Source organism: Flavobacterium sinopsychrotolerans, from assembly GCF_900110375.1.
Lineage (GTDB): Bacteria > Bacteroidota > Bacteroidia > Flavobacteriales > Flavobacteriaceae > Flavobacterium > Flavobacterium sinopsychrotolerans.
Genome location: NZ_FODN01000005.1, coordinates 58,728 through 78,341 on the forward strand (window position 1 = coordinate 58,728; position 19,614 = coordinate 78,341).

Sequence of the window (19,614 nt, forward strand, 5' to 3'; positions counted from 1 at the left end):
ATTGAATCAACAACTTACGTAAAAATAAAAAACTTACCAATCTATTTTCAGTACTGAGCCATAATCGACTTTATTCTGAAAAGCATCTTTTAATGGTAAGCTTGCTATTTTGCATAAGATACTTCGAATTACTCCTGCATGGGCAACAATAACAACTGGTTTTAAAGTGTCTTTTTGAAATTCGTTCATCATAAAGTCAACAACTCGATTGTACAAATCAACAAATGACTCACCGTTAGGAACCCGAACGTTTACAAAATCATTCATCCAAGGTGTAAAATCATTCACAGGAATGTCATCCCAATTTTTCAATTCCCAATCCCCAAAATTCATCTCCATCAAGCGATGATCTGTAATTACAGGCGTTTTTGCTATATAATTAGCTAATTGTGCACAACGGATTAGCGGGCTGGAGAACACCTTTGCCTGGTCAGGAATTTGTGCTTTTATAGTTTCAAAATGTTCCAGATAAGGTTCCAAAATCCCCACATCAGATTGTCCGTAGCAAATACCTTTTTCACAAATCGTTTCGGTATGACGCACTAAATAAATTTCCATAAAGCTAGTATTGATATATAAAATATGACTTCGCAAACCTGTTGTGCAGCTCCCAGACAATCTCCGGTATACCCGTCAATCCATTTATAAAAATAACGAGCCAGAAAAAATCGAGTTAAAAAAATGGGTATTAAAACCAATACTATTTGCCATTGAAAAAAAGACAATATAACGAGTGGCAGTAACCCAAAAAATAAGGAACCGACTACTTCTTGCCAAGCATACGTTTTTGCGATAGGTTTACTTTTGCTTGTTTCATCATCTCTGGAATAGGAATAAGTGAATATAATGGTGATTGCCACAAAACGACTTACTGATTGTGCCGTAACAAATAAAAGAAAAATCGTCAATGTAGCATTAGGAGTCAGCATCGAGGATTCAGCAATCATCTCGCTTATTACTTTAAACTTAAGTACTAAAAGCAGCAAAATACCAATTGCTCCATACGCTCCAATCGCGCTGTCTTTCATTATTAAAAGAATTTTTTCTTTGGTCCAGCCTCCACCAAAACCATCACAAACATCAGCAAATCCATCTTCATGAAAGGCACCAGTAGTTAGAATTCCAGCAATAATTCCCCAAATAACGGCTGTTTCAGTTTCTAAAAATAACGAAGCCAGATAGTAGGCTACAAATGAAATAGTACCAACTATCCAACCAATCAGCGGAAAGTAACGCGTTGCTTTGTTTAAATAATCAGGATTGTGGTCTATGTTTTTAGGACACGGAATTCGGGTGTAAAACATCAAGGCTGTAAAAAACAGGTGTATTTCTCTTTTCATATTTTGTTGAACGCAGATAAACTTATCGTCGTTTTTATTTTAAATTTATATTTAAGATTACTCTTGATCAACACCGGCACTTTCAAAACTTGCCATTTTATTCAAAAAAACAACCGCTGATTGAATTATTGGAAAGGCGACAGCACAACCAGTTCCTTCGCCTAAGCGCAAATCCAATTGTAAAATAGGTTGTACTCCCAGATAATCCAACAATTTTCGGTGTGCTTGCTCTGCAGAACAATGACAAAAAATTGCATTTTTTTTGACTCCAGGATTTATTTTAAAGGCTATCAAATACGCTACACTACAAATGAAACCATCAACCAGAATAAGCATATTACTTTGATAGGCAGATAACATTCCAGCTGCCATCTGCAGAATTTCAAACCCTCCAAAGTAAGCCAGTTTCGAATTTAAATCGGGCTCTCCTGAATAATTTTCAATTGCTTTTTTTAAAATTTCATTTTTTTTAATTAATTTTTTATCGCCAACTCCTGTTCCCCTACCCACACAATCCGCAATAGATAATCCAGTGATTACGCTCATTAAAACAGAGGCTGTAGCAGTATTTCCTATACCCATTTCTCCAAAACCTATGCAATTGCTCCCTTTTTTTGCAAGCACAGAAACGATTTCTTTTCCTTTACTAAAACACAATTGCAATTCCGTTTGGCTCATTGCTGGACCATGCAAGAACGATTGTGTTCCTTTTCCAATTTTTGCAGAAATCAGATTAGCATTTGTTGGAAAATCATAATTAACACCCGCATCAACAATAGATAAAGCAATACCATGCTGTTTACAGAACACATTTATCGCTGCTCCACCTTCCAGAAAATTTAGCACCATTTGTCGCGTTACGTCTTGCGGATAAGCGCTTACACCATGATTTGCAATTCCGTGATCAGCGGCAAAGGTCACTATGTTAGGGTTTATTATTTGGGGCTCTAAACTTTGAAAAACTTCCCCAATTTGTTTGGCTATAGATTCTAGTACTCCCAAAGAGCCTTTTGGTTTTGACTTATGATCAATTTTATATTGTAATGCATTTGAAAAATCAGTGGAAACGATTTGATCATTAAAATTCGGAATTTCCATTTTATAATGGGATAAATTAGTGATTTCTGTCACCGAAGGCACCTCCGATTTTTGCTTCCAATTTAATTGTTGCAACATAGGCTGGTTTTCATAATTTGTAGCAGGTTTGCCCACACAGAAATATCCCAAAGGCTCCATGTGATCAGGCAACCCTAATAAATGCTTGAACTTATAATAGTTCAAAATAGAAACCCAACCCATGGAATATCCTTGTTCAGTAAGCGACAGCCAAATATTTTGCGCCGCACAAACCGAACTAAACTTTACGGCTTCATTGCTTCCTACGGTTCCAATTGTGAAATTATTGAGTACCGAACGATCGTAACAAATCACTAATCCAAGTGGCGCTTCCTCAATAGCTTCTAATTTCAAGGATTTGTAACTTGCTTTTTGATCTTCATTATCGGTCAGGTTTACGGCTTTTTTATCATATTCCAAAAATAATTCTTTGACCGCTGACTTAATTTCAGCTGACTTAATGGTATAAAATCTTGTCGCATCCGTTAATCCTACTGAGGGAGCCCAATGTCCGGCTTGCAGTGCTTTTTTAAGAACAGCATCAGGGACCTCATCATTCGTAAAATGACGGGTATCACGACGGGATTTTATAATTTCATCTAAATAAGTCATTTGCAATTATTTGATTTTAACTGAAATTCCGGAAACCATCAACACAACATTATCGGCATTTTTAGCTAAATATTGGTTCATCCAACCTTGTAATTCGGTAAATTTCCTGCCAATGTGAGTATCGGCATGAACGCCCATTCCTATTTCATTGGTTACAATAATAATAGTTGCATTTTCTTGATTGGCAATAGCGTCAAATTCAGCTTTAGCTTGTTCTAAGCACAAGGGAACATCATTTTTGGTATCCACGAAAAAGTTCGTTAACCAAAGCGTAACGCAATCGATAATGGCTACTTTCCCCGAAAAATCAATTTCGCTCAAGTGTTTTTCTTTTTCGATATTAATCCATCGTTCGTCACGGTCTTTTTGATGGCGATCGATTCTCTTTTGGAAATCATCATCCCATTTTCGGGCTGTAGCCACATATAGTGGTTTATCCGACAATCCTTTTGCTAAATTTTCGGCATAGCTACTCTTACCGGAGCGTTCCCCGCCAGTTATTAAATATATCATTTTTATATTTTTTTAAATCCATACGGACAATGTCTACATCCGTTGGTACAACAATGTCCTCTTTTGAGATGAAACCAAGCCTTGAAAACATAGTTCCCGTTTTCTAAATAATAGTCGATTCCTTCTATGAGATGAGTTGTTTTGGGTAAATCTTTAGCTTTATTATTTGTTGCAGTTTCAGAAGACAGAGTTGCAACATATTTGTCAATTTTAGTGGAGCAAGCAGCTGTAAAGCAGCTGAAACAGAGACAATCTACCACTTCTGTCGGTGTAAAAATGGGCGGAAAATTTTTGCACCAACATTTACTTCCTTCAGGTGTGTCCCCGCAATTAAAAGGAGTTCTGCAAGCAGAACAGTTTTTTACTTTAATGCTATTCATTTTGTAAAGATAGTATTTGTTCAATTTTTTACTGCTAAAAATAAACAAGAAATTTTATAAATTTGGTATACCTTTGTTGCTATCGAAAAATTAAATCATGAAGTTCTCCATTAGATTAATCCTTTTTATTTTGTCTTTTTCAACTTTCGTTGGATGTAAAAAAAGCGAAACCTTAAAGGTAAAAGAACCCACAAATTCAAAAAATGCAATCGAATATGCCTCGGGCTTTTCTATAAATAAATATGAAGGATATTCAATAGTGACGGTTTCAAATCCTTGGCCCGAAGCCAATAAAGACTTCACGTATATATTAAAAGAAAAAAACGGTAGCATTCCTGACAGCCTAAAAAAATATAATATAATTCCAGTTCCTTTAAAATCAATTGTCGTTACCTCAACAACTATTATTCCTTTTTTGGAAATGCTGGGAGTTGAAAAATCACTGGTGGGTTTTCCTCATACCGATTATGTTTCTTCTGAAAAAACCAGGAAACTAATTGATGCCGGCACTGTTAAAAACATAGGGCAAAACGAAAAATTAAATATGGAGCAGCTCATTGAATTGGAGCCTAACTTAATCGTAACCTTTGGCATTGACAACAACAATCCTATGATTGATAATTTACAAAAAAGTGGTCTTAAAGTACTCATTCAAGCGGACTGGATGGAACAAACTCCACTTGGCAAAGCTGAATGGATCAAGCTTTACGGTGCTTTATTTGGAAAAGAAAAAGAGGCAAAAACACTTTTTGATGGAATTGTTAAAAATTATAATGACGCGATACAATTGATTGCAACCAAAAAACCTACAGCTACAGTTTTATACGGATCAATGTATCAAGATCAATGGTATGTAGCAAAAGGAAATAGCTGGGTAGCGCAATTTATGAAGGACGCCAAAGCAAATTATTTGTGGGCAAATGTTGCAGGAACAGGAAGTCTTAGTTTGCCTTTTGAAAAAATATTAGAGAAAGCAAAAACGGCAAAATATTGGATTGCAACAGGTTCTTTCAAAAGTATTGCTGAATTTAAAAATAGCAATACGCATTACAGTCAATTTGATGCTGCAAAATCTAAAAATGTGTATACTTTTGAAAGTAAATTAGGCGCAACGGGAGGAACCATTTATTATGAATTGGCACCAAGCAGACCAGATTTAGTATTGAAAGATTACATTAAAATCTTCCATCCGGAACTGCTTCCAAATTATACTTTTACTTTTGCACAAAAACTAAACTAAATTGGCGAATCAAAAACGAAATACGATTCTATTTTTTTTACTTACCTTGGGACTTGTTCTTTTGTTTTTTGTAAACATTAGTTTTGGTTCCATAACGATACCTTTTAAAGAAATTTATACTAGTTTAACTGGTGGTCAAGCGAGTAAATCCACCTGGGAATATATCATCATCAATTATCGTTTACCCAAGGCCATTACAGCAATTCTTGTTGGAATGGGATTATCCATAAGTGGTTTGTTGATGCAAACTTTGTTTCGGAATCCATTGGCAGGACCTTATGTTTTAGGACTGAGTTCCGGTGCCAGTTTAGGTGTCGCTTTTGTAATATTAGGAGCGAGCTTACTTCCTCCTTTTTTAAGTACAATTTTGTTATCTTCTTATGGTGTAGTTTTAGCCTCAACTATTGGAAGTTCTGTTGTATTACTTGCCGTTTTATTGGTTTCTCAAAGGCTTCGCGACACCATGGCCATCTTAATTGTAGGGCTAATGTTTGGTAGTTTCACCAGTGCAATAGTAGGTGTTCTTACGTACTTTAGCTCGGCTGAACAATTGCAAAAATTCACCTTTTGGTCCATGGGGAACTTAGGAAATTTGTCATGGTCTTCTATATTAATTCTAACCGTTTGTGTGGGGATTGGTTTGTTATTAAGTCTGTTTAGCATCAAACCGCTTAATGCGTTGCTATTGGGTGAAAATTACGCTCGCAGTTTAGGTTTGAATTTCAAAAAAACACGATTGATTATTATTTTTGCAACGAGTATTTTAGCAGGAAGCATCACGGCGTATGCAGGTCCAATTGCCTTTATAGGACTGGCAGTTCCCCATATAGCAAAATTAGTATTTCAAACCAGTAATCATTCCGTTTTGTATTGGAGTACATTACTTTTAGGCGCTTCGATTATGCTTATTTGTGATGTACTTTCAGAATTGCCCGGATTGGAAATCACTTTGCCAATCAATGCTGTGACTTCGATAATTGGTGCTCCTGTGGTCATTTGGTTATTGGTTAGAAAACGAAAAATGATTGCCTAATGGAAAATAAAATTATCTTACAAGCGTCTCAAATCACCATAGGTTATTCTCATAAAAAAGAAGAAATCGTAGTGGCTTCGGATATCTCTATTTCTTTAAAAAAAGGAAAACTGATTGCTTTAATTGGTGCGAATGGCATTGGAAAATCAACGCTTTTAAAAACGATAACTGGAATCCAAAAACCGCTTTTAGGTGCCGTTTTCTTGAATGAAAAGAAAATTACTGATTACGAACCTTTGGACTTGGCACAAAACCTAAGCATCGTTTTAACCGAAAAATTACCTCCCAGTAATTTAACTGTTTTTGAACTCATTGCTTTAGGAAGACTGCCCTATACGAATTGGATGGGAACATTATCTGATATTGATATTGTCAAAGTGAATGAAGCTATGGTCTTAACTCAAATCAGTCATTTAGCCACCAAAAAACATTATGAAATTAGTGACGGGCAATTGCAAAAAGTCTTGATTGCACGAGCTTTGGCACAAGATACTCCATTAATAATTTTGGATGAACCTACTACCCATTTGGATTTATTACATAAGGTGGCTTTGTTCAAACTTTTGAAAAAGCTCACTCATGAAACTGGAAAATGTATTTTATTTTCTACTCATGATATTGATATGGCGATACAATTGAGTGACGAAATGATTATTATGACTCCTGAAACTGTGCTTCAAGACGAGCCTTGCAATTTTATTTCAAAAGGAAGTTTCAATACCTTATTCAAAGATGAACATATTATTTTTGATGCTGATAAAGGAAAATTCATGATTGTTTAGTTCCAACATTTCACTATTCAGTCCAAAATCACACTATCCAATTCCTTTAAATAAATTTATACTCACTGTTGCAATAGGAGAATCCGGGAATCTCCTGAAAAAATTAGTATCCGGATACAATCCTGCTTCAGCAGCGATTTTGTGCAAAACAGAAATTTCCACGATGTATTGATCCGAAAAACCATGCGTGGCATCATAAGCCGTAGCAGCCGTTTTTCCTAAATTAGCAGCGGTAAAATTTGGAGCAATAGTATGCAATTCAATCATTAACAATCCAAATTTCCGAACGTACGGCGACCATTTATTCAAATGTTCCAATAGATTATCTTCTACAAGACCATTACTGATTCGCTCTCCCCTATGCGCAAATGCGCCCGTTGAATGACTTACTCTGTCTTTGGTAACATGTTTTGGCATTTCCCAAATTCGGTTATGATCCAAGAAGGTTCTCACATTGAGTAAATCTTTCAAATCAATGTTATAATTTTCCAATAAGTCATTGGCTAACAAATTAGGCTGCCCAATATCGCCCCAAATTACTTTGGCCCAAATATCGGCTTTGATTAAATTGGCTCGGGTTACTTTCAAGGCCACCTGATTATAATCAGCACCAACCAAGAATAAAGGATAATCGTCCAGCATTTTTCCGCGAAGCGTTTGTCTTTCGATTACGTTATAAATATGTTCTATAAATGCTCCATTGCCACAACCCATATCGAGAATTCCTTTCGGCTGGTCTTCTATTGGTAAATTGAATAATTTGATGATAATTTCATCTACGACTTTAAAATAAGTATCGTGAGCACCTGCGCTTCCCCAAACATTCATTTCCCGGTCTACATGAATTTCATCTTCATCTTCGGCAATCGTACGGAGTATATTTGGGTTACCAAAAATCAAATCCTCTATTTTACTGAAAGTAGGCAAATAGGAAACTGTAACTCCATAAGCAGAGGCTCTTTTAGCAAAAAATAACCCCATTTCCGTAAACTGATAGTTGCCTTTTTTTTGGGTAAACCAACCTAAATCAGTAAAGAAATCGAGAATGATTTTGAAATTTTCGGGAGATTTATGAAATTCTTCAGGGCGGAAAGAAATCTCCATAAAATACTTATGAAACATACCGCTCATACCCAATCGCACTAATATTGGTCCAACCAAACAACCTTCAATATGCGTTAAAATCTGATGCTGAATTTCATTGGTCAGTGGATCATTCGAAAATGAAATTTCATATTTTTTTTTATATAAATCGAAAATTAAACCCAATCGAGCGAATGGGATATCGTCTAATAATCGTGTGCGAAATTGCATCGTGAAATGTAGTAAATCAAGCACATCTTCATACAAATAGAACATCGAAAAAGCAATCGCGCTTTTGTTGTTTATGCTGAATTTAATTTGGTCTGTAGAGGTGTTTATGTGATAATCCAAGAATCCTTGGGAACACAAAACACGTAAACCCACATTGAGATAGCCTTCATTGGCTTTAAACTGATCCGAAAGTTCTGTAAGTTTGACTTCTTTTTTGTCAAGAATATAGGACAGCACTCCTTTTTCATGCAAAACATACGCTACAGGTGCGGTAACCAAACCATCCAAATGTTTAAAAATGGTGCTTCTAAGAGTAATTTTATCAATCATAAAAAGTACGTTTTAAAGGAGAAAAAAACACAATTCAATCAAGAATGATCTACTCAAATATATGAAATTTCAACCACAAAATTACGTTACTTTTTACAAGTCCAAATTTACAACTTCCCTTTTACTAGTGATTTGTCTCTTTGCTTCGCCAATGACAAACGCAACCGAATTTGCAATATTAAAACTTCTAATTAGAGGTGACATAGGAATTGTCAGATGGTTGGGGAATTCATTTAAAACAGCTTCGCTCAAACCCTTACTTTCTTTCCCAAAAACCAACCAGTCACCATCCTGAAAATCATTCTCTAAATATGATTTTTCGGCATGGGAACTCATCAGGAAAACTCGGGATAAATCCGGAATTTGTGCTTTCCATTCGGCTACATTTTGATATTCCGTAACATCAAGATGTACCCAATAATCCAAACCGGAACGTTTTAGGTTTTTATCATTAATGACAAATCCAAAAGGATGAATTAAGTGCAAACGACTTTCGGTGCCTACACATAATCGGCCTATATTTCCGGTATTATTTGGTATTTCCGGTTCTACTAAAACGATGTTTAACATTGTAATTATTGTTATTTTTTATTGTTATTTTTCATTCGAATAGACTGCAAAATCAGACACTTCCAAAACTTCTCCTGCCTGCAAATCATTGAGATGTACGTTTCCTATTCGAACACGAACCAAGCGTAACGTTGGAAAACCAACAGCGGCAGTCATTTTTCGGACTTGGCGAAACTTCCCTTCATTCACCGTTATCGAAGCCCAAGATGTCGGACCGTGGCGTTCATCCCGTATTTTTTTTCCTCTGGCTCCAAAAGCAGGAATCTCATGTATCAAAGATGCTTTGCAGGGTTTGGTAATATACTTGGTTCCATTAAAACCAATTTCTACCCCTTTTTGCAATTCATCAATAGCGTCTTGATTAATAATCCCGTCGACTTGAACATAATATTCTTTGTCTACTTTTTTGCTTCGAATGATTTCGCTCATCATTCCGTCCGTGGTCAATAACAACAATCCTTCTGAATCTTCATCAAGACGACCTATTGCCATTGTTCCTTTGGGAAAATCATGCAATTCACCCAACAGTTTCTTTTTTCTTTTTAATTCGTAAATAAACTGACTCAGATACCCGTAAGGCTTATGAATGATGAAATGAGAATGAGACATTTTAGTGTATTAGTTGTGCGTGCAAAGATAGTTTTGTTTTCGCTGGATTTAAAATAGTGTTGCCCTACATTTATTGGTGTAAACCAAAAGCTATGTTAAATGATTGAATTACTTCAAATTAATGACGTAACATTATGGAAGTTAAGCGAATTAACTTTAAAATTAAAGAGTATGGAAAGCAATGATTTAGGTTCAAAAAAAACAAATAATAAGCAAAATATAAACGAAGGATTTAGCGGTAAGAATCTAGCCCAAAATACGAATCCTGAAGTATCGCATTTGAAATCAGAAATAGAAACTGATGCACATGGAGACCAAAAAATTGTCCAAAGAGCACGAAATATAGAAGGAACTTTAGAACAAAATGAGGACACTACTCCTGTTAATTTAAGTTCTGATATTGCTAATGTTTCTGAAGAACAAGCTAAAAAAATGGTAGAAAATAAAGATCATAACTCAGACATCATTCCAAACCGATATCCTAATGAGCATCCTGATAATAAGGAAGACAGAGGAAATATTAAACTGGATGAATAACAATTGATTTTGTTTAAAAAGGCCAATACGAGTTAGATTCGTATTGGCCTTTTTATTTTTAAATCTAAATTACTGCCTCCTTATTTTTCCAATCCCAATCAATAAAGTTCCAAAAAAAAGAAAAGCCAACAACATAAAAAACTTTTAGGCAAGAACTCATTTTTTTAAATTTTAGAACTGTAAAAACTTCCGTTACTATTTTACTTTCTAAAAGGAAACCAGGAAACTTTTGTTTATTTTTACAAACTTACAAAAAGAAATTCTATGTCAAATATGCTTCCGTTTTTATTGATTTTCATCGTTGCGCTCGCCATTGGTATTTTCATCGGTAAAATCATTTTCTCTGCCCGATTCCAATCCGAAAAAATCAGTTTAGAAGAGAAATTAATCGCTTTAAATTCTCAATTCAATCAACTGAAAGAGCAGATTATAGCTGACAAAACTACTTTCGAAAAGCAATTAGAAAACACCAACGCTGAGAAAGAAAGCATTCGAAGTGAGAAAGACAGCTTAGCGATCCAACTTTCAAAAAAGGAAGTTGATTTTGAGAATCTTTGGGAACGAAACAAAGAACAGAAAGAAGAAGTCGAGAAATTACAGGAAAAATTCACCAAGGAATTTGAGAATCTCGCCAACAAAATATTAGACGAAAAATCCAATAAATTCACAGAGCAGAACAAGGAAAATATGAAAAATATCTTGACCCCTTTACAAGATAAAATTCAATTGTTCGAAAAGAAAGTCGAAGATACCCATAAAGAAAGCATTGATTATCATGCGGCTTTGCGCCAACAAATTCTTGGCTTGCGAGAAATGAATATACAGATGAGCAAAGAAACCATCAACCTGACCAAGGCTTTGAAAGGCGACAGCAAGATGCAGGGAAATTGGGGAGAACTAGTTTTGGAACGCGTTCTTGAAAAATCAGGATTAGAAAAAGGCCGTGAATATGAAGTACAACAAGCCTTTACTACAGAAGATGGAAACCGTGTTTTTCCGGACGTTGTCATCAATCTGCCTGATGGCAAAAAGATGATTGTCGATTCAAAAGTTTCTTTGACCGCTTATGAAAAATACATCAATGAGGAAGATGATATTTTAAAAATAAGTTATTTAAAAGAGCACGTTACTTCCATCAAACGCCACGTAGAACAATTGGGAAATAAAAATTACCACGATTTATACCAAATAGAAAGTCCGGATTTTGTCTTATTATTTATCCCGATTGAACCCGCTTTTGCCATGGCGCTGAATGAAGATACCAGTTTGTACAACAAGGCATTCGAGAAAAATATTGTCATTGTTACGCCTGCCACTTTATTAGCTACTTTGCGAACGATTGACAGCATGTGGACCAATCAGAAACAACAAGAAAACGCACTCGAAATTGCGCGACAAGCGGGCGCTTTGTATGATAAATTTGAAGGTTTTGTAGCAGATTTAATCAAAATTGGAAAAAAAATAGACGAGAGTAAAATAGAATACAGCGGAGCGATGAATAAACTCGTAGAAGGAAAAGGAAACCTAATTGTGAGTGTCGAAAAATTAAAAAAAATGGGAGCTAAAGCAAAAAAAGCGCTTCCAGAAAGCATATTAAACAGAGCCGAAAAAGACGAAAATCAATTATTAAATTAAACAAAATGAGAAAATTTTTAATGGTTATTACAGCGATATTGGTGTTATCTATTGTAGGTTATTTTACTTTTTTATACAATGCCACCTACAGCGAAGGAGTACGTTCCGGCGAATTAATAAAGGTGAGCAATAAAGGTGTCGCTTTCAAAACGTGGGAAGGTGAAATAAGCCAGGGGATTTCCGGCGCACAAATATTTTCTTTTTCAGTATTGGACAGTGAGGAAAAAGTGATTGCTGACTTACAAGAATTTGAAGGGCAATACGTGCAGGTAAATTATGTGGAACGTTACCGTACCTTTCCTTGGTGGGGCGATACTCGTTATTTTATTACAGAAGTTAAGAAAGTAAATTCTCCCTTTAAAATAAAATAGATGAATCGTACCTTTAAAACTGTTGCTTCCTCTGACATTAGTATTTCGGAATTAATGTTGCCTTCGCACACTAATTTTAGCGGTAAAATTCACGGCGGATATATCTTATCCTTGCTGGATCAGATTGCGTTTGCCTGTGCCTCAAAATTTTCAGGGAATTATTGTGTAACTGCTTCGGTAGATACCGTAAATTTCCTCAAACCAATTGAAGTGGGTGAATTGGTGACGATGAAAGCCAGTGTCAATTATGTAGGTAACAGTTCCATGATTATTGGCATTCGGGTTGAGGCTGAAAATATTCAAACCGGAAAAATTAAGCATTGCAATTCCTCTTATTTTACGATGGTCGCCAAAGATAGCGAGGGCAAAAGCATGTTAGTTCCTGGATTAATTCTGTCGAATATGAATGATGTACGTCGTTTTTGTAATTGCATCAAACAAATTGCCTTAAAAAAAGAAAAAGACCTGCACGAAGAAGAGTTTGATTACACCTCAAAAGAAGCATTAGAAGGCTTAAAAAAATACAATATCAAGTTAGAGCTATAATCATGGATAGTTATTAACTTTCTAATTGATGAAAAATAGTGTTCTAAGAATTTTTTATCAAAAGCATTTCAATGCAATTTCTCATTAAAAAGGCTAGCAAAAATTAACTGATTCTCAAATTTTTCTACGGATCAACACTTTAGTTTCTTATATTTTTTTTGTAACTTTAAGTAATTTAATTCATAAATCATTATGAAAAAAATTACGCAAATAGTACTACTCATTATTGCGACTACAACTTCTGCTCAAGAAAAAATGATGTCTTACGCAGGAATTACAAATTTTGAGGCTTCAATTCCTTTTTTTGAAGAAGTAAAAGCAATAAATGAAAAAACCACCTGTATTTTGATAACCAAAACAGGCCAAATCGCTTGTTGGATCAACATTAAAGATTTTGAATTTAAAAGAGATTTAATGCAAGAGCATTTCAATAAAAATTACATGGAAAGCAACCGTTTTCCAAAAGCTGTTTTTAAAGGTAAAATTGAGAAATTTGATTTAAAAAACCTTAACTCAGAATCTAGTCAATACCTAATCACCGGCAAAATAACCATACGGGGAAGAACTAAAAAAATAGTGATCAACGGAACTCTGAAAAAAGTGGATAAAGGAATTGAACTCTATTCCACATTCCCATTAAACACGGATGATTTTAATATTGAAATTCCTTTTATAGTGCGAAGCAAAATATCAAAAAATGTAAACACTCAAATTATTTGTGTCTTACAATAAATCTATTTTGTTAAACAATTCCTTAAAGCACCTTCTAGATTTTTAAATTGAAATTTAAAACCGGTTTGTTCAATTTTATTCGAAGAAACCCTTCTCCCTGTCAATACAATTTTAGCCATTTCACCCATCGCTAATTTCAAAACAAAAGCAGGAACATTAGGCAGCCAAATAGAATATCCAAAAACACAGGCTAATGTTTTAGAAAAAATAGAATTCGTCGTATTGTCATTTATTGCTGCATTATACGGTCCGGCCATATCTGGATTAACAATTGCCTGATAGTAAATCGAACACAAATCGTCCACATGTATCCATGGCATATATTGTTTACCCGAACCCAAGGCGGAACCCAATCTGTATTTGAAGAGCGGAATCAATTTCTTCAAAAACCCTTCGTTTTTCCCTAATACCAATCCGGTGCGGATCTTCACGGTTCTAATATTCAAATTCTCAATAAAATCAAGAGAACCTTCCCATTTCTGGCAGGTGTATCCCAAGAAATCATTTGCCGGTTTCATATCTTCCGTACAAATTTCCTCTCCATTTACAGCACCATAAATACCAACAGCCGAAGCTGAAATAAAAGCATCCAGTGTTTTATTGTTCTTTTTTAAAACGGAATACAATAATTGAGTGGATTTTTCCCGGCTATCTATAATTACTGCTTTTCTTTTAGCAGTCCATCTTTTCTCAGCAATATTTTCTCCAGCCAGATGAATTATATAATCCGCTTTTAAAACGGCGCTTTCCTCAATAGTCTGATTTGAAACATCCCATTTATAGTAGAAAATGTCTCCTTTATTTTGTTTTTCACTTCTACTTAAGATGGAAACAGAATATCCTTTGGCTATCAATAAAGTAGTCAAATGTCTTCCGATAAATCCCGAACCGCCGCTTATTAAAACATTTTTTTTCATAATAGTGTAAAGCTAATGATTTATATCGACATAAAATTATATTAAATTTTGTTTAACTTTATTAATATATAGTTAAACATTCACTATCTTTATACTCTAATTTGAAACACAAGAAAAATGGCTACTAAAAAAACAATAATGACTAAGGACAAAATAGTTTCAATGTACATGAATTATGTATTAGAGCACAGTGAAAAACCAAAATCAGTATATCATTTCACAAAAATAAATGATTTTACAGAAACGGAGTTCTATGCATTTTTTGGGACTATTGAAAGTATTGAAAAAGAAATTTTCAAAATGTTTGTAGAAAAAACTATCGATTTGCTGAACAAAAACAAGGAATACGAGATGTATGACATGAAAAGCAAAATGTTAAGTTTTTACTTTACTTTCTTCGAAATTTTGACAGCCAACAGAAGTTATGTCGTGCTTGTTTTACAAGAGCACAACAATCAGTTGAAAAAATTAATGCAGCTTTCCGGACTAAGAAACAGTTTCAAAAATTTTCTTACTGAAATCATTTCAGATGATTTTAGAACACAACAAGAAAAACTTCAAAATTTCCAGGAGAAAACATTTCAGGAAACATCTTGGATTCAACTTTTATTGACACTAAAATTCTGGTTGGATGATTCCTCTCCTGCTTTCGAGAAAACGGATATCTATATTGAAAAATCAGTAAAAGTGACTTTTGAATTAATGAACATTGCTCCTATAGACAGCTTAATCGATTTTGGAAAATTTATTTTCAAAGAAAAAATATACAACAAGTAATGAAAACGATAGACTACATCCCTACTTCAAAAATTGAAAGAGCTACAAAACTGATGCAAACCGGTGCAAAAGTTGGCGTGAACTACTTGAAATATTACGGAGAAAAAATGGTTAATTCTGATTTGACTCGTGATAAATTAAACGAAGATAATGCTGAAGATATTTATGACGGACTAAAAAGTTTGAAAGGAAGTGCACTCAAAGTAGCGCAAATGCTAAGTATGGATAAAAGCTTTTTGCCACAAGCTTATGTTGAAAAATTCTCGTTGTCTCAATTCTCTGTTCCGCCACTTTCGGCTCCATTGGTATTGAAAACGTTCAAGACAAATTTTGGGAAAACACCGTATGAAATTTTTGACGAGTTCAATGCAAATTCCGTTAACGCAGCAAGTATCGGACAAGTTCACGTTGCTGTAAAAGACGGTAAAAAACTAGCTGTAAAAATTCAATATCCAGGCGTAGCCAATAGTATTTCGTCAGATTTGGCTTTGGTAAAACCAATAGCGATTAGGATGTTTAACCTTCAAGGGAAAGATTCGGATAAGTATTTCAAGGAAGTCGAAGATAAATTAATTGAGGAAACCAATTATTTATTGGAACTGAAACAAAGCCAAGAAGTTGTTGAAGCCTGTAACAAGATTGAAAATCTAGTTTTCCCAAATTACTATTCTGAATTTTCATCGGAGAAAATTATCACGATGGACTGGATGACAGGAATTCATCTTTCGGAATTTACCAATAGAAATGACAATCAAGAAATTGCAGACAAAATTGGTCAGGCATTATGGAATTTCTATATGTACCAAATTCATATTCTGAAAAAAGTACATGCTGATCCGCATCCTGGAAATTTCTTGGTAAACAATGAAAACCAATTGGTAGCACTGGATTTTGGTTGTATGAAACAAATTCCAAATGATTTTTACACTCCATATTTTGAATTGATTGACAAAAAAGTCATTAATGATTCCAAAATATTCAACGATAAATTATTTGAATTGGAAATTTTACGTGTGGATGATTCTGCAGCGGAAATAGCTTATTTCACCGAAATGTTCCATGATTTATTGTCCTTGTTTACAAAACCGTTTCAAGCAGAAAAGTTCGATTTCTCGGATGAATCTTTTTTTGAAAGCATCGCACAATTAGGAGAGCGTTTTTCAAAAGATACCAATTTGAGAAAAATGAATGGAAATCGCGGATCTAAACATTTTATCTACATGAACCGAACGTTTTTTGGTTTGTACAATTTGATGTTTGATTTGAAAGCGACAATTGTGGTTAATGCATTTGAAAAATACAAGTAGTGAAGAAGGAAAATCTGCCTTCAAAAATGTGTTTGGTCTGTAACCGACCTTTTAGCTGGCGGAAAAAATGGGAAAAAGTTTGGGACGAAGTCAAATATTGTAGTGAAAAATGCAAAAGAAACAAAAAGGGTTAGTTTGGTTTAGAAATGATTTGAGAGTGCATGATAATGAATCGTTGACAAATGCTATTGATGAAAATGAAACCGTAATTGCGGTGTATTTTTTTGATCCAAGGCATTTTGAGGATACTAATTTTGGATTTAAAAAAACAGAAAAGTTTCGCGCTAAGTTTTTGATTGAATCGGTAACAGCATTGAAACAAAATTTGGAAAAATTGAATATTCCGCTTTTGGTTTATCACCAAAAACCTGAAGATGCGATACTCGAAATAATTACTCAAAATGAAATCAGTTCTATTTACTTCCAAGAAGAATGGACGAGTGAGGAAATGGAAGTTTTGGAGAATGTAAAATCGAAAGTTTCAGATTCAGTAGCTTTCAAAAGCATATACAATCAGTTCTTATTCCATCCTGAAGAGATTCCGTTTGACATTTCATCGATTCCAAATGTTTTTACACAATTTAGAAATAAGTGTGAAAAATCAACAAAAATCCGTCCTGAATTTACAGTTCAACCGATGCAGGAAGACAATTTAATTACAAACGAAACTGTAATTCCCAGCATGGAAACATTAGGTCTTACTGATTTTAAAATGGATTCTAGAACGGCGTTTCCTTTTCGCGGTGGTGAAGATGAGGCAATAAAACGATTGCAAAATTATTTTTGGGAAACCAAAAAACTAAGTGTTTATAAATTGACCCGCAATGGATTAATCGGTACTGATTTTAGTTCGAAATTTTCTCCTTGGTTGGCAAACGGTTCCATTTCGGCGAAAACTATTTATTGGGAAATTATTAAATATGAACAGCAAATCGGGAAAAATGAATCCACCTATTGGTTAATTTTCGAATTGATTTGGAGAGATTATTTTAAACATATATCGTTGAAAAACGGCAATTCAATTTTTAAAATCGGAGGGATTTTAGACAAAAAATACGTTTGGAAAACCAACCAATCAGCCATAAATCATTGGATAAACGGTACTACAGACGAACCATTTGTAAATGCCAATATGATTGAAATGCAACAAACGGGATGGATGAGCAATCGCGGCAGACAAAACGTAGCGTCATTTTTTGCAAAAGAATTACTAATAGACTGGCGCATTGGAGCTGCTTATTTTGAAGCAATGCTAATTGATTACGATGTACACAGCAATTATGGGAATTGGATGTACGTTTCAGGAGTTGGTAACGATCCTAGAGACCGAAAATTCAATATTAAATTACAAGCGTCCAATTACGATGGACAATCAAAATTTCAGAAATTATGGTTGCAACAACAATTATTTTAAAAAGATAAATGAATACAAATAAAAAACATATTAATGTAGTTTGGTTCAAAAGGGATCTTCGTTTACAGGATAATGAGGCGATTTTTAATGCAACAAAAACTGGCATACCCACATTGTTGCTTTATGTATTCGAAAAATCTTTAGAAAATGATTCACATTATAGTCCAAGACACTGGAATTTCATCAAGCAATCGCTTGTAGACATCAATAAACAACTGGAAAAATCGAACACACAGGTATTAGCGGTATCTTCAGAGGTGCTTCAAGTTTTCAATATTCTTGAAGAAACATACAAAATTGAAACCGTGTATTCACATCAGGAAACCGGCTTAAAAATCACTTACGAAAGAGATAAAACTTTCAAACGCTTTTGCAAAAACAATCAAATTAATTGGATTGAAAATACCAACAACGGAATTTTCAGAGCCTTACGTAACAGAACGAATTGGGTTTCAAAATGGGAAGACTACATGAATCAACCGCAATTTATTTTTGATGGGAAACCAGATAATTTTCTAAATACGGAAGCAATATTGGAACTCGAAAAAGCTTTAGAAAAAACCAATTTAGAAACTGTTCCGGATGCTATTTTCCAAAAAGGTGGCAGCAACATGGCCCAGAAATATTTGCAAACATTTTTTGATGAACGATACCACAATTATAATTCTCATATTTCGAAACCTTTATTAGCTCGAAAAAGTTGTAGCAGATTATCACCCTATATTGCTTGGGGGAACTTATCGTCCAGACAAGTGTTGCAAAAAGCAGCTACGTTCCTCTTGACCTGCAACAACAAAAAACAAATTGATTCCTTTGTGTCACGACTGACTTGGCAAGCACATTTTATCCAAAAATTTGAAATGGAAGAAGTCATGGAGTTTGAAAGTGTTAATAAGGGATTCCATTCGTTAAAAAAGAAAGTCAATGAAAATTATATTGAAGCTTGGAAAACGGGACAAACCGGATTTCCATTGATTGATGCTTGCATGCGTTGTCTCAATGAAACTGGCTATTTGAATTTTAGAATGCGTGCGATGTTGGTGTCCTTTTTTACTCATAATTTATGGCAACCTTGGCAAGAAGCGACGCAGCATCTATCACAAATGTTTCTGGATTTTGAACCTGGAATACATTTTCCGCAGTTGCAAATGCAGGCTGGCGAAACCGGAATCAATATGTTACGTATATATAATCCAATAAAGAACAGTTATGAACACGATGCCGATGGAGAATTTATAAAAAAATGGGTACCGGAACTGCGCGATTTGCCACGAGCTTTTGTACATGAACCCTATAAAATGACCTATTTAGACCAAAAATTTAACGATTTTGAAGTTGGAGTTAATTATCCGAAACCAATTGTAAACATGGAAAGAACCAGAAAATTTGCGAGTGATTTTTTATGGAAAATGAAGAAAAATCCCTTGGTAAAAGAAGAAAGTTCACGGATTTTAAAACTTCATACCATGGCAGATATTGGCGATAGCGAATAATTTTCAACAACAATTTCAAAAAAAATCAATAGCAATTTCAAAAAAA

General features: G+C 34.5%; 23 protein-coding genes. 14 read left to right on the forward strand and 9 right to left on the reverse strand.

Translation table 11 applies throughout. The features are described 5' to 3' along the window. Window positions 1-33 precede the first annotated feature (33 nt). From cobC to BMX64_RS10210, 5 genes are read right to left on the reverse strand one after another with little or no spacing between them, the layout of a single operon-like run. Window positions 34-558 (reverse strand): alpha-ribazole phosphatase, encoded by a 525-nt coding sequence (cobC, locus tag BMX64_RS10190; RefSeq protein WP_091171396.1) that lies wholly within the window; start codon window positions 556-558, stop codon window positions 34-36. After that, a complete protein-coding gene (locus BMX64_RS10195; protein WP_091171400.1) occupies window positions 543-1,340 on the reverse strand; it encodes an adenosylcobinamide-GDP ribazoletransferase in 798 nt (265 codons plus the stop codon). The genes cobC and BMX64_RS10195 overlap by 16 nt, the downstream gene beginning before the upstream one ends. A gap of 57 nt (window positions 1,341-1,397) precedes the next feature. Continuing rightward, window positions 1,398-3,068: a nicotinate-nucleotide--dimethylbenzimidazole phosphoribosyltransferase gene (gene cobT, locus BMX64_RS10200; protein ID WP_091171404.1), complete on the reverse strand. Its 1,671-nt coding sequence runs from the start codon at window positions 3,066-3,068 to the stop codon at window positions 1,398-1,400. A gap of 6 nt (window positions 3,069-3,074) precedes the next feature. Further along, window positions 3,075-3,581 carry a bifunctional adenosylcobinamide kinase/adenosylcobinamide-phosphate guanylyltransferase gene (cobU, locus tag BMX64_RS10205; protein WP_091171409.1) on the reverse strand — a complete coding sequence of 169 codons (507 nt, stop codon included), beginning with the start codon at window positions 3,579-3,581 and terminating at the stop codon, window positions 3,075-3,077. Window positions 3,582-3,583: 2 nt separating this feature from the next. Further along, on the reverse strand, window positions 3,584-3,841 hold the full coding sequence (locus BMX64_RS10210; protein ID WP_244273285.1) for a C1orf53 family protein: 258 nt from the start codon (window positions 3,839-3,841) through the stop codon (window positions 3,584-3,586). On the opposite strand from BMX64_RS10210, the gene BMX64_RS15850 reads away from it, so the two are divergent. The 4 genes from BMX64_RS15850 (at window position 3,723) to BMX64_RS10225 (ending at window position 7,016) form a co-directional block, all read left to right on the forward strand. Then, on the forward strand, window positions 3,723-3,968 hold the full coding sequence (locus BMX64_RS15850; protein ID WP_244273286.1) for a hypothetical protein: 246 nt from the start codon (window positions 3,723-3,725) through the stop codon (window positions 3,966-3,968). The genes BMX64_RS10210 and BMX64_RS15850 overlap by 119 nt on opposite strands. Before the next feature lie 90 nt (window positions 3,969-4,058). Further along, a complete protein-coding gene (locus BMX64_RS10215) occupies window positions 4,059-5,201 on the forward strand; it encodes an ABC transporter substrate-binding protein (protein ID WP_091171417.1) in 1,143 nt (380 codons plus the stop codon). A gap of 1 nt (window position 5,202) precedes the next feature. Beyond that, on the forward strand, window positions 5,203-6,234 hold the full coding sequence (locus BMX64_RS10220) for an iron ABC transporter permease (protein ID WP_091171421.1): 1,032 nt from the start codon (window positions 5,203-5,205) through the stop codon (window positions 6,232-6,234). Beyond that, window positions 6,234-7,016, forward strand: a complete 783-nt coding sequence (locus BMX64_RS10225; protein ID WP_091171424.1) for an ABC transporter ATP-binding protein — start codon at window positions 6,234-6,236, stop codon at window positions 7,014-7,016. The genes BMX64_RS10220 and BMX64_RS10225 overlap by 1 nt, the downstream gene beginning before the upstream one ends. Before the next feature lie 33 nt (window positions 7,017-7,049). Here BMX64_RS10225 and BMX64_RS10230 read toward each other — a convergent pair whose 3' ends face one another. The 3 genes from BMX64_RS10230 to BMX64_RS10240 all read right to left on the reverse strand — a co-directional run bounded on the left by BMX64_RS10230 (window position 7,050) and on the right by BMX64_RS10240 (window position 9,839). Further along, window positions 7,050-8,660 carry a class I SAM-dependent methyltransferase gene (locus BMX64_RS10230; protein ID WP_091171428.1) on the reverse strand — a complete coding sequence of 537 codons (1,611 nt, stop codon included), beginning with the start codon at window positions 8,658-8,660 and terminating at the stop codon, window positions 7,050-7,052. A 93-nt stretch (window positions 8,661-8,753) separates the two neighbouring features. Beyond that, window positions 8,754-9,230, reverse strand: a complete 477-nt coding sequence (locus BMX64_RS10235; RefSeq protein ID WP_091171432.1) for a tRNA (cytidine(34)-2'-O)-methyltransferase — start codon at window positions 9,228-9,230, stop codon at window positions 8,754-8,756. Between the two features lie 24 nt (window positions 9,231-9,254). Beyond that, entirely contained in the window at window positions 9,255-9,839 is a 585-nt protein-coding gene (locus tag BMX64_RS10240) for a pseudouridine synthase (protein WP_091171437.1), read from the reverse strand. Between the two features lie 99 nt (window positions 9,840-9,938). On the opposite strand from BMX64_RS10240, the gene BMX64_RS10245 reads away from it, so the two are divergent. The 5 genes from BMX64_RS10245 to BMX64_RS10265 all read left to right on the forward strand — a co-directional run bounded on the left by BMX64_RS10245 (window position 9,939) and on the right by BMX64_RS10265 (window position 13,660). Then, window positions 9,939-10,376: a hypothetical protein gene (locus BMX64_RS10245; RefSeq protein ID WP_244273281.1), complete on the forward strand. Its 438-nt coding sequence runs from the start codon at window positions 9,939-9,941 to the stop codon at window positions 10,374-10,376. A 264-nt stretch (window positions 10,377-10,640) separates the two neighbouring features. Next, window positions 10,641-12,011, forward strand: a complete 1,371-nt coding sequence (gene rmuC, locus BMX64_RS10250) for a DNA recombination protein RmuC (RefSeq protein ID WP_091171441.1) — start codon at window positions 10,641-10,643, stop codon at window positions 12,009-12,011. A gap of 5 nt (window positions 12,012-12,016) precedes the next feature. Then, window positions 12,017-12,382 (forward strand): 6-phosphogluconate dehydrogenase, encoded by a 366-nt coding sequence (locus BMX64_RS10255; protein WP_091171446.1) that lies wholly within the window; start codon window positions 12,017-12,019, stop codon window positions 12,380-12,382. Then, window positions 12,383-12,928 (forward strand): acyl-CoA thioesterase, encoded by a 546-nt coding sequence (locus BMX64_RS10260; protein ID WP_091171450.1) that lies wholly within the window; start codon window positions 12,383-12,385, stop codon window positions 12,926-12,928. Between the two features lie 192 nt (window positions 12,929-13,120). Further along, window positions 13,121-13,660 (forward strand): YceI family protein, encoded by a 540-nt coding sequence (locus tag BMX64_RS10265; RefSeq protein ID WP_091171454.1) that lies wholly within the window; start codon window positions 13,121-13,123, stop codon window positions 13,658-13,660. 2 nt (window positions 13,661-13,662) lie between these two features. Here the strand turns inward: BMX64_RS10265 and BMX64_RS10270 are convergent, their stop codons facing one another. After that, window positions 13,663-14,577, reverse strand: a complete 915-nt coding sequence (locus BMX64_RS10270) for a TIGR01777 family oxidoreductase (RefSeq protein WP_091171459.1) — start codon at window positions 14,575-14,577, stop codon at window positions 13,663-13,665. Window positions 14,578-14,694: 117 nt separating this feature from the next. Between BMX64_RS10270 and BMX64_RS10275 the strand changes: the two genes are divergently transcribed. Genes BMX64_RS10275 through BMX64_RS10295 form a run of 5 tightly spaced genes read left to right on the forward strand, consistent with a single transcriptional unit; the run spans window position 14,695 to window position 19,568 of the window. After that, on the forward strand, window positions 14,695-15,354 hold the full coding sequence (locus tag BMX64_RS10275) for a TetR family transcriptional regulator C-terminal domain-containing protein (RefSeq protein ID WP_091171462.1): 660 nt from the start codon (window positions 14,695-14,697) through the stop codon (window positions 15,352-15,354). Continuing rightward, on the forward strand, window positions 15,354-16,661 hold the full coding sequence (locus tag BMX64_RS10280; RefSeq protein ID WP_091171465.1) for an ABC1 kinase family protein: 1,308 nt from the start codon (window positions 15,354-15,356) through the stop codon (window positions 16,659-16,661). Before BMX64_RS10275 ends, BMX64_RS10280 begins: the two co-directional genes overlap by 1 nt. Continuing rightward, window positions 16,661-16,795 carry a DUF2256 domain-containing protein gene (locus BMX64_RS10285; protein WP_082014130.1) on the forward strand — a complete coding sequence of 45 codons (135 nt, stop codon included), beginning with the start codon at window positions 16,661-16,663 and terminating at the stop codon, window positions 16,793-16,795. The genes BMX64_RS10280 and BMX64_RS10285 overlap by 1 nt, the downstream gene beginning before the upstream one ends. Continuing rightward, complete coding sequence (locus BMX64_RS10290; RefSeq protein ID WP_091171471.1) at window positions 16,771-18,075, forward strand: DASH family cryptochrome; 1,305 nt, start codon at window positions 16,771-16,773, stop codon at window positions 18,073-18,075. Before BMX64_RS10285 ends, BMX64_RS10290 begins: the two co-directional genes overlap by 25 nt. An 8-nt stretch (window positions 18,076-18,083) precedes the next feature. After that, window positions 18,084-19,568: a cryptochrome/deoxyribodipyrimidine photo-lyase family protein gene (locus tag BMX64_RS10295; protein ID WP_091171476.1), complete on the forward strand. Its 1,485-nt coding sequence runs from the start codon at window positions 18,084-18,086 to the stop codon at window positions 19,566-19,568. Window positions 19,569-19,614: the final 46 nt, after the last annotated feature.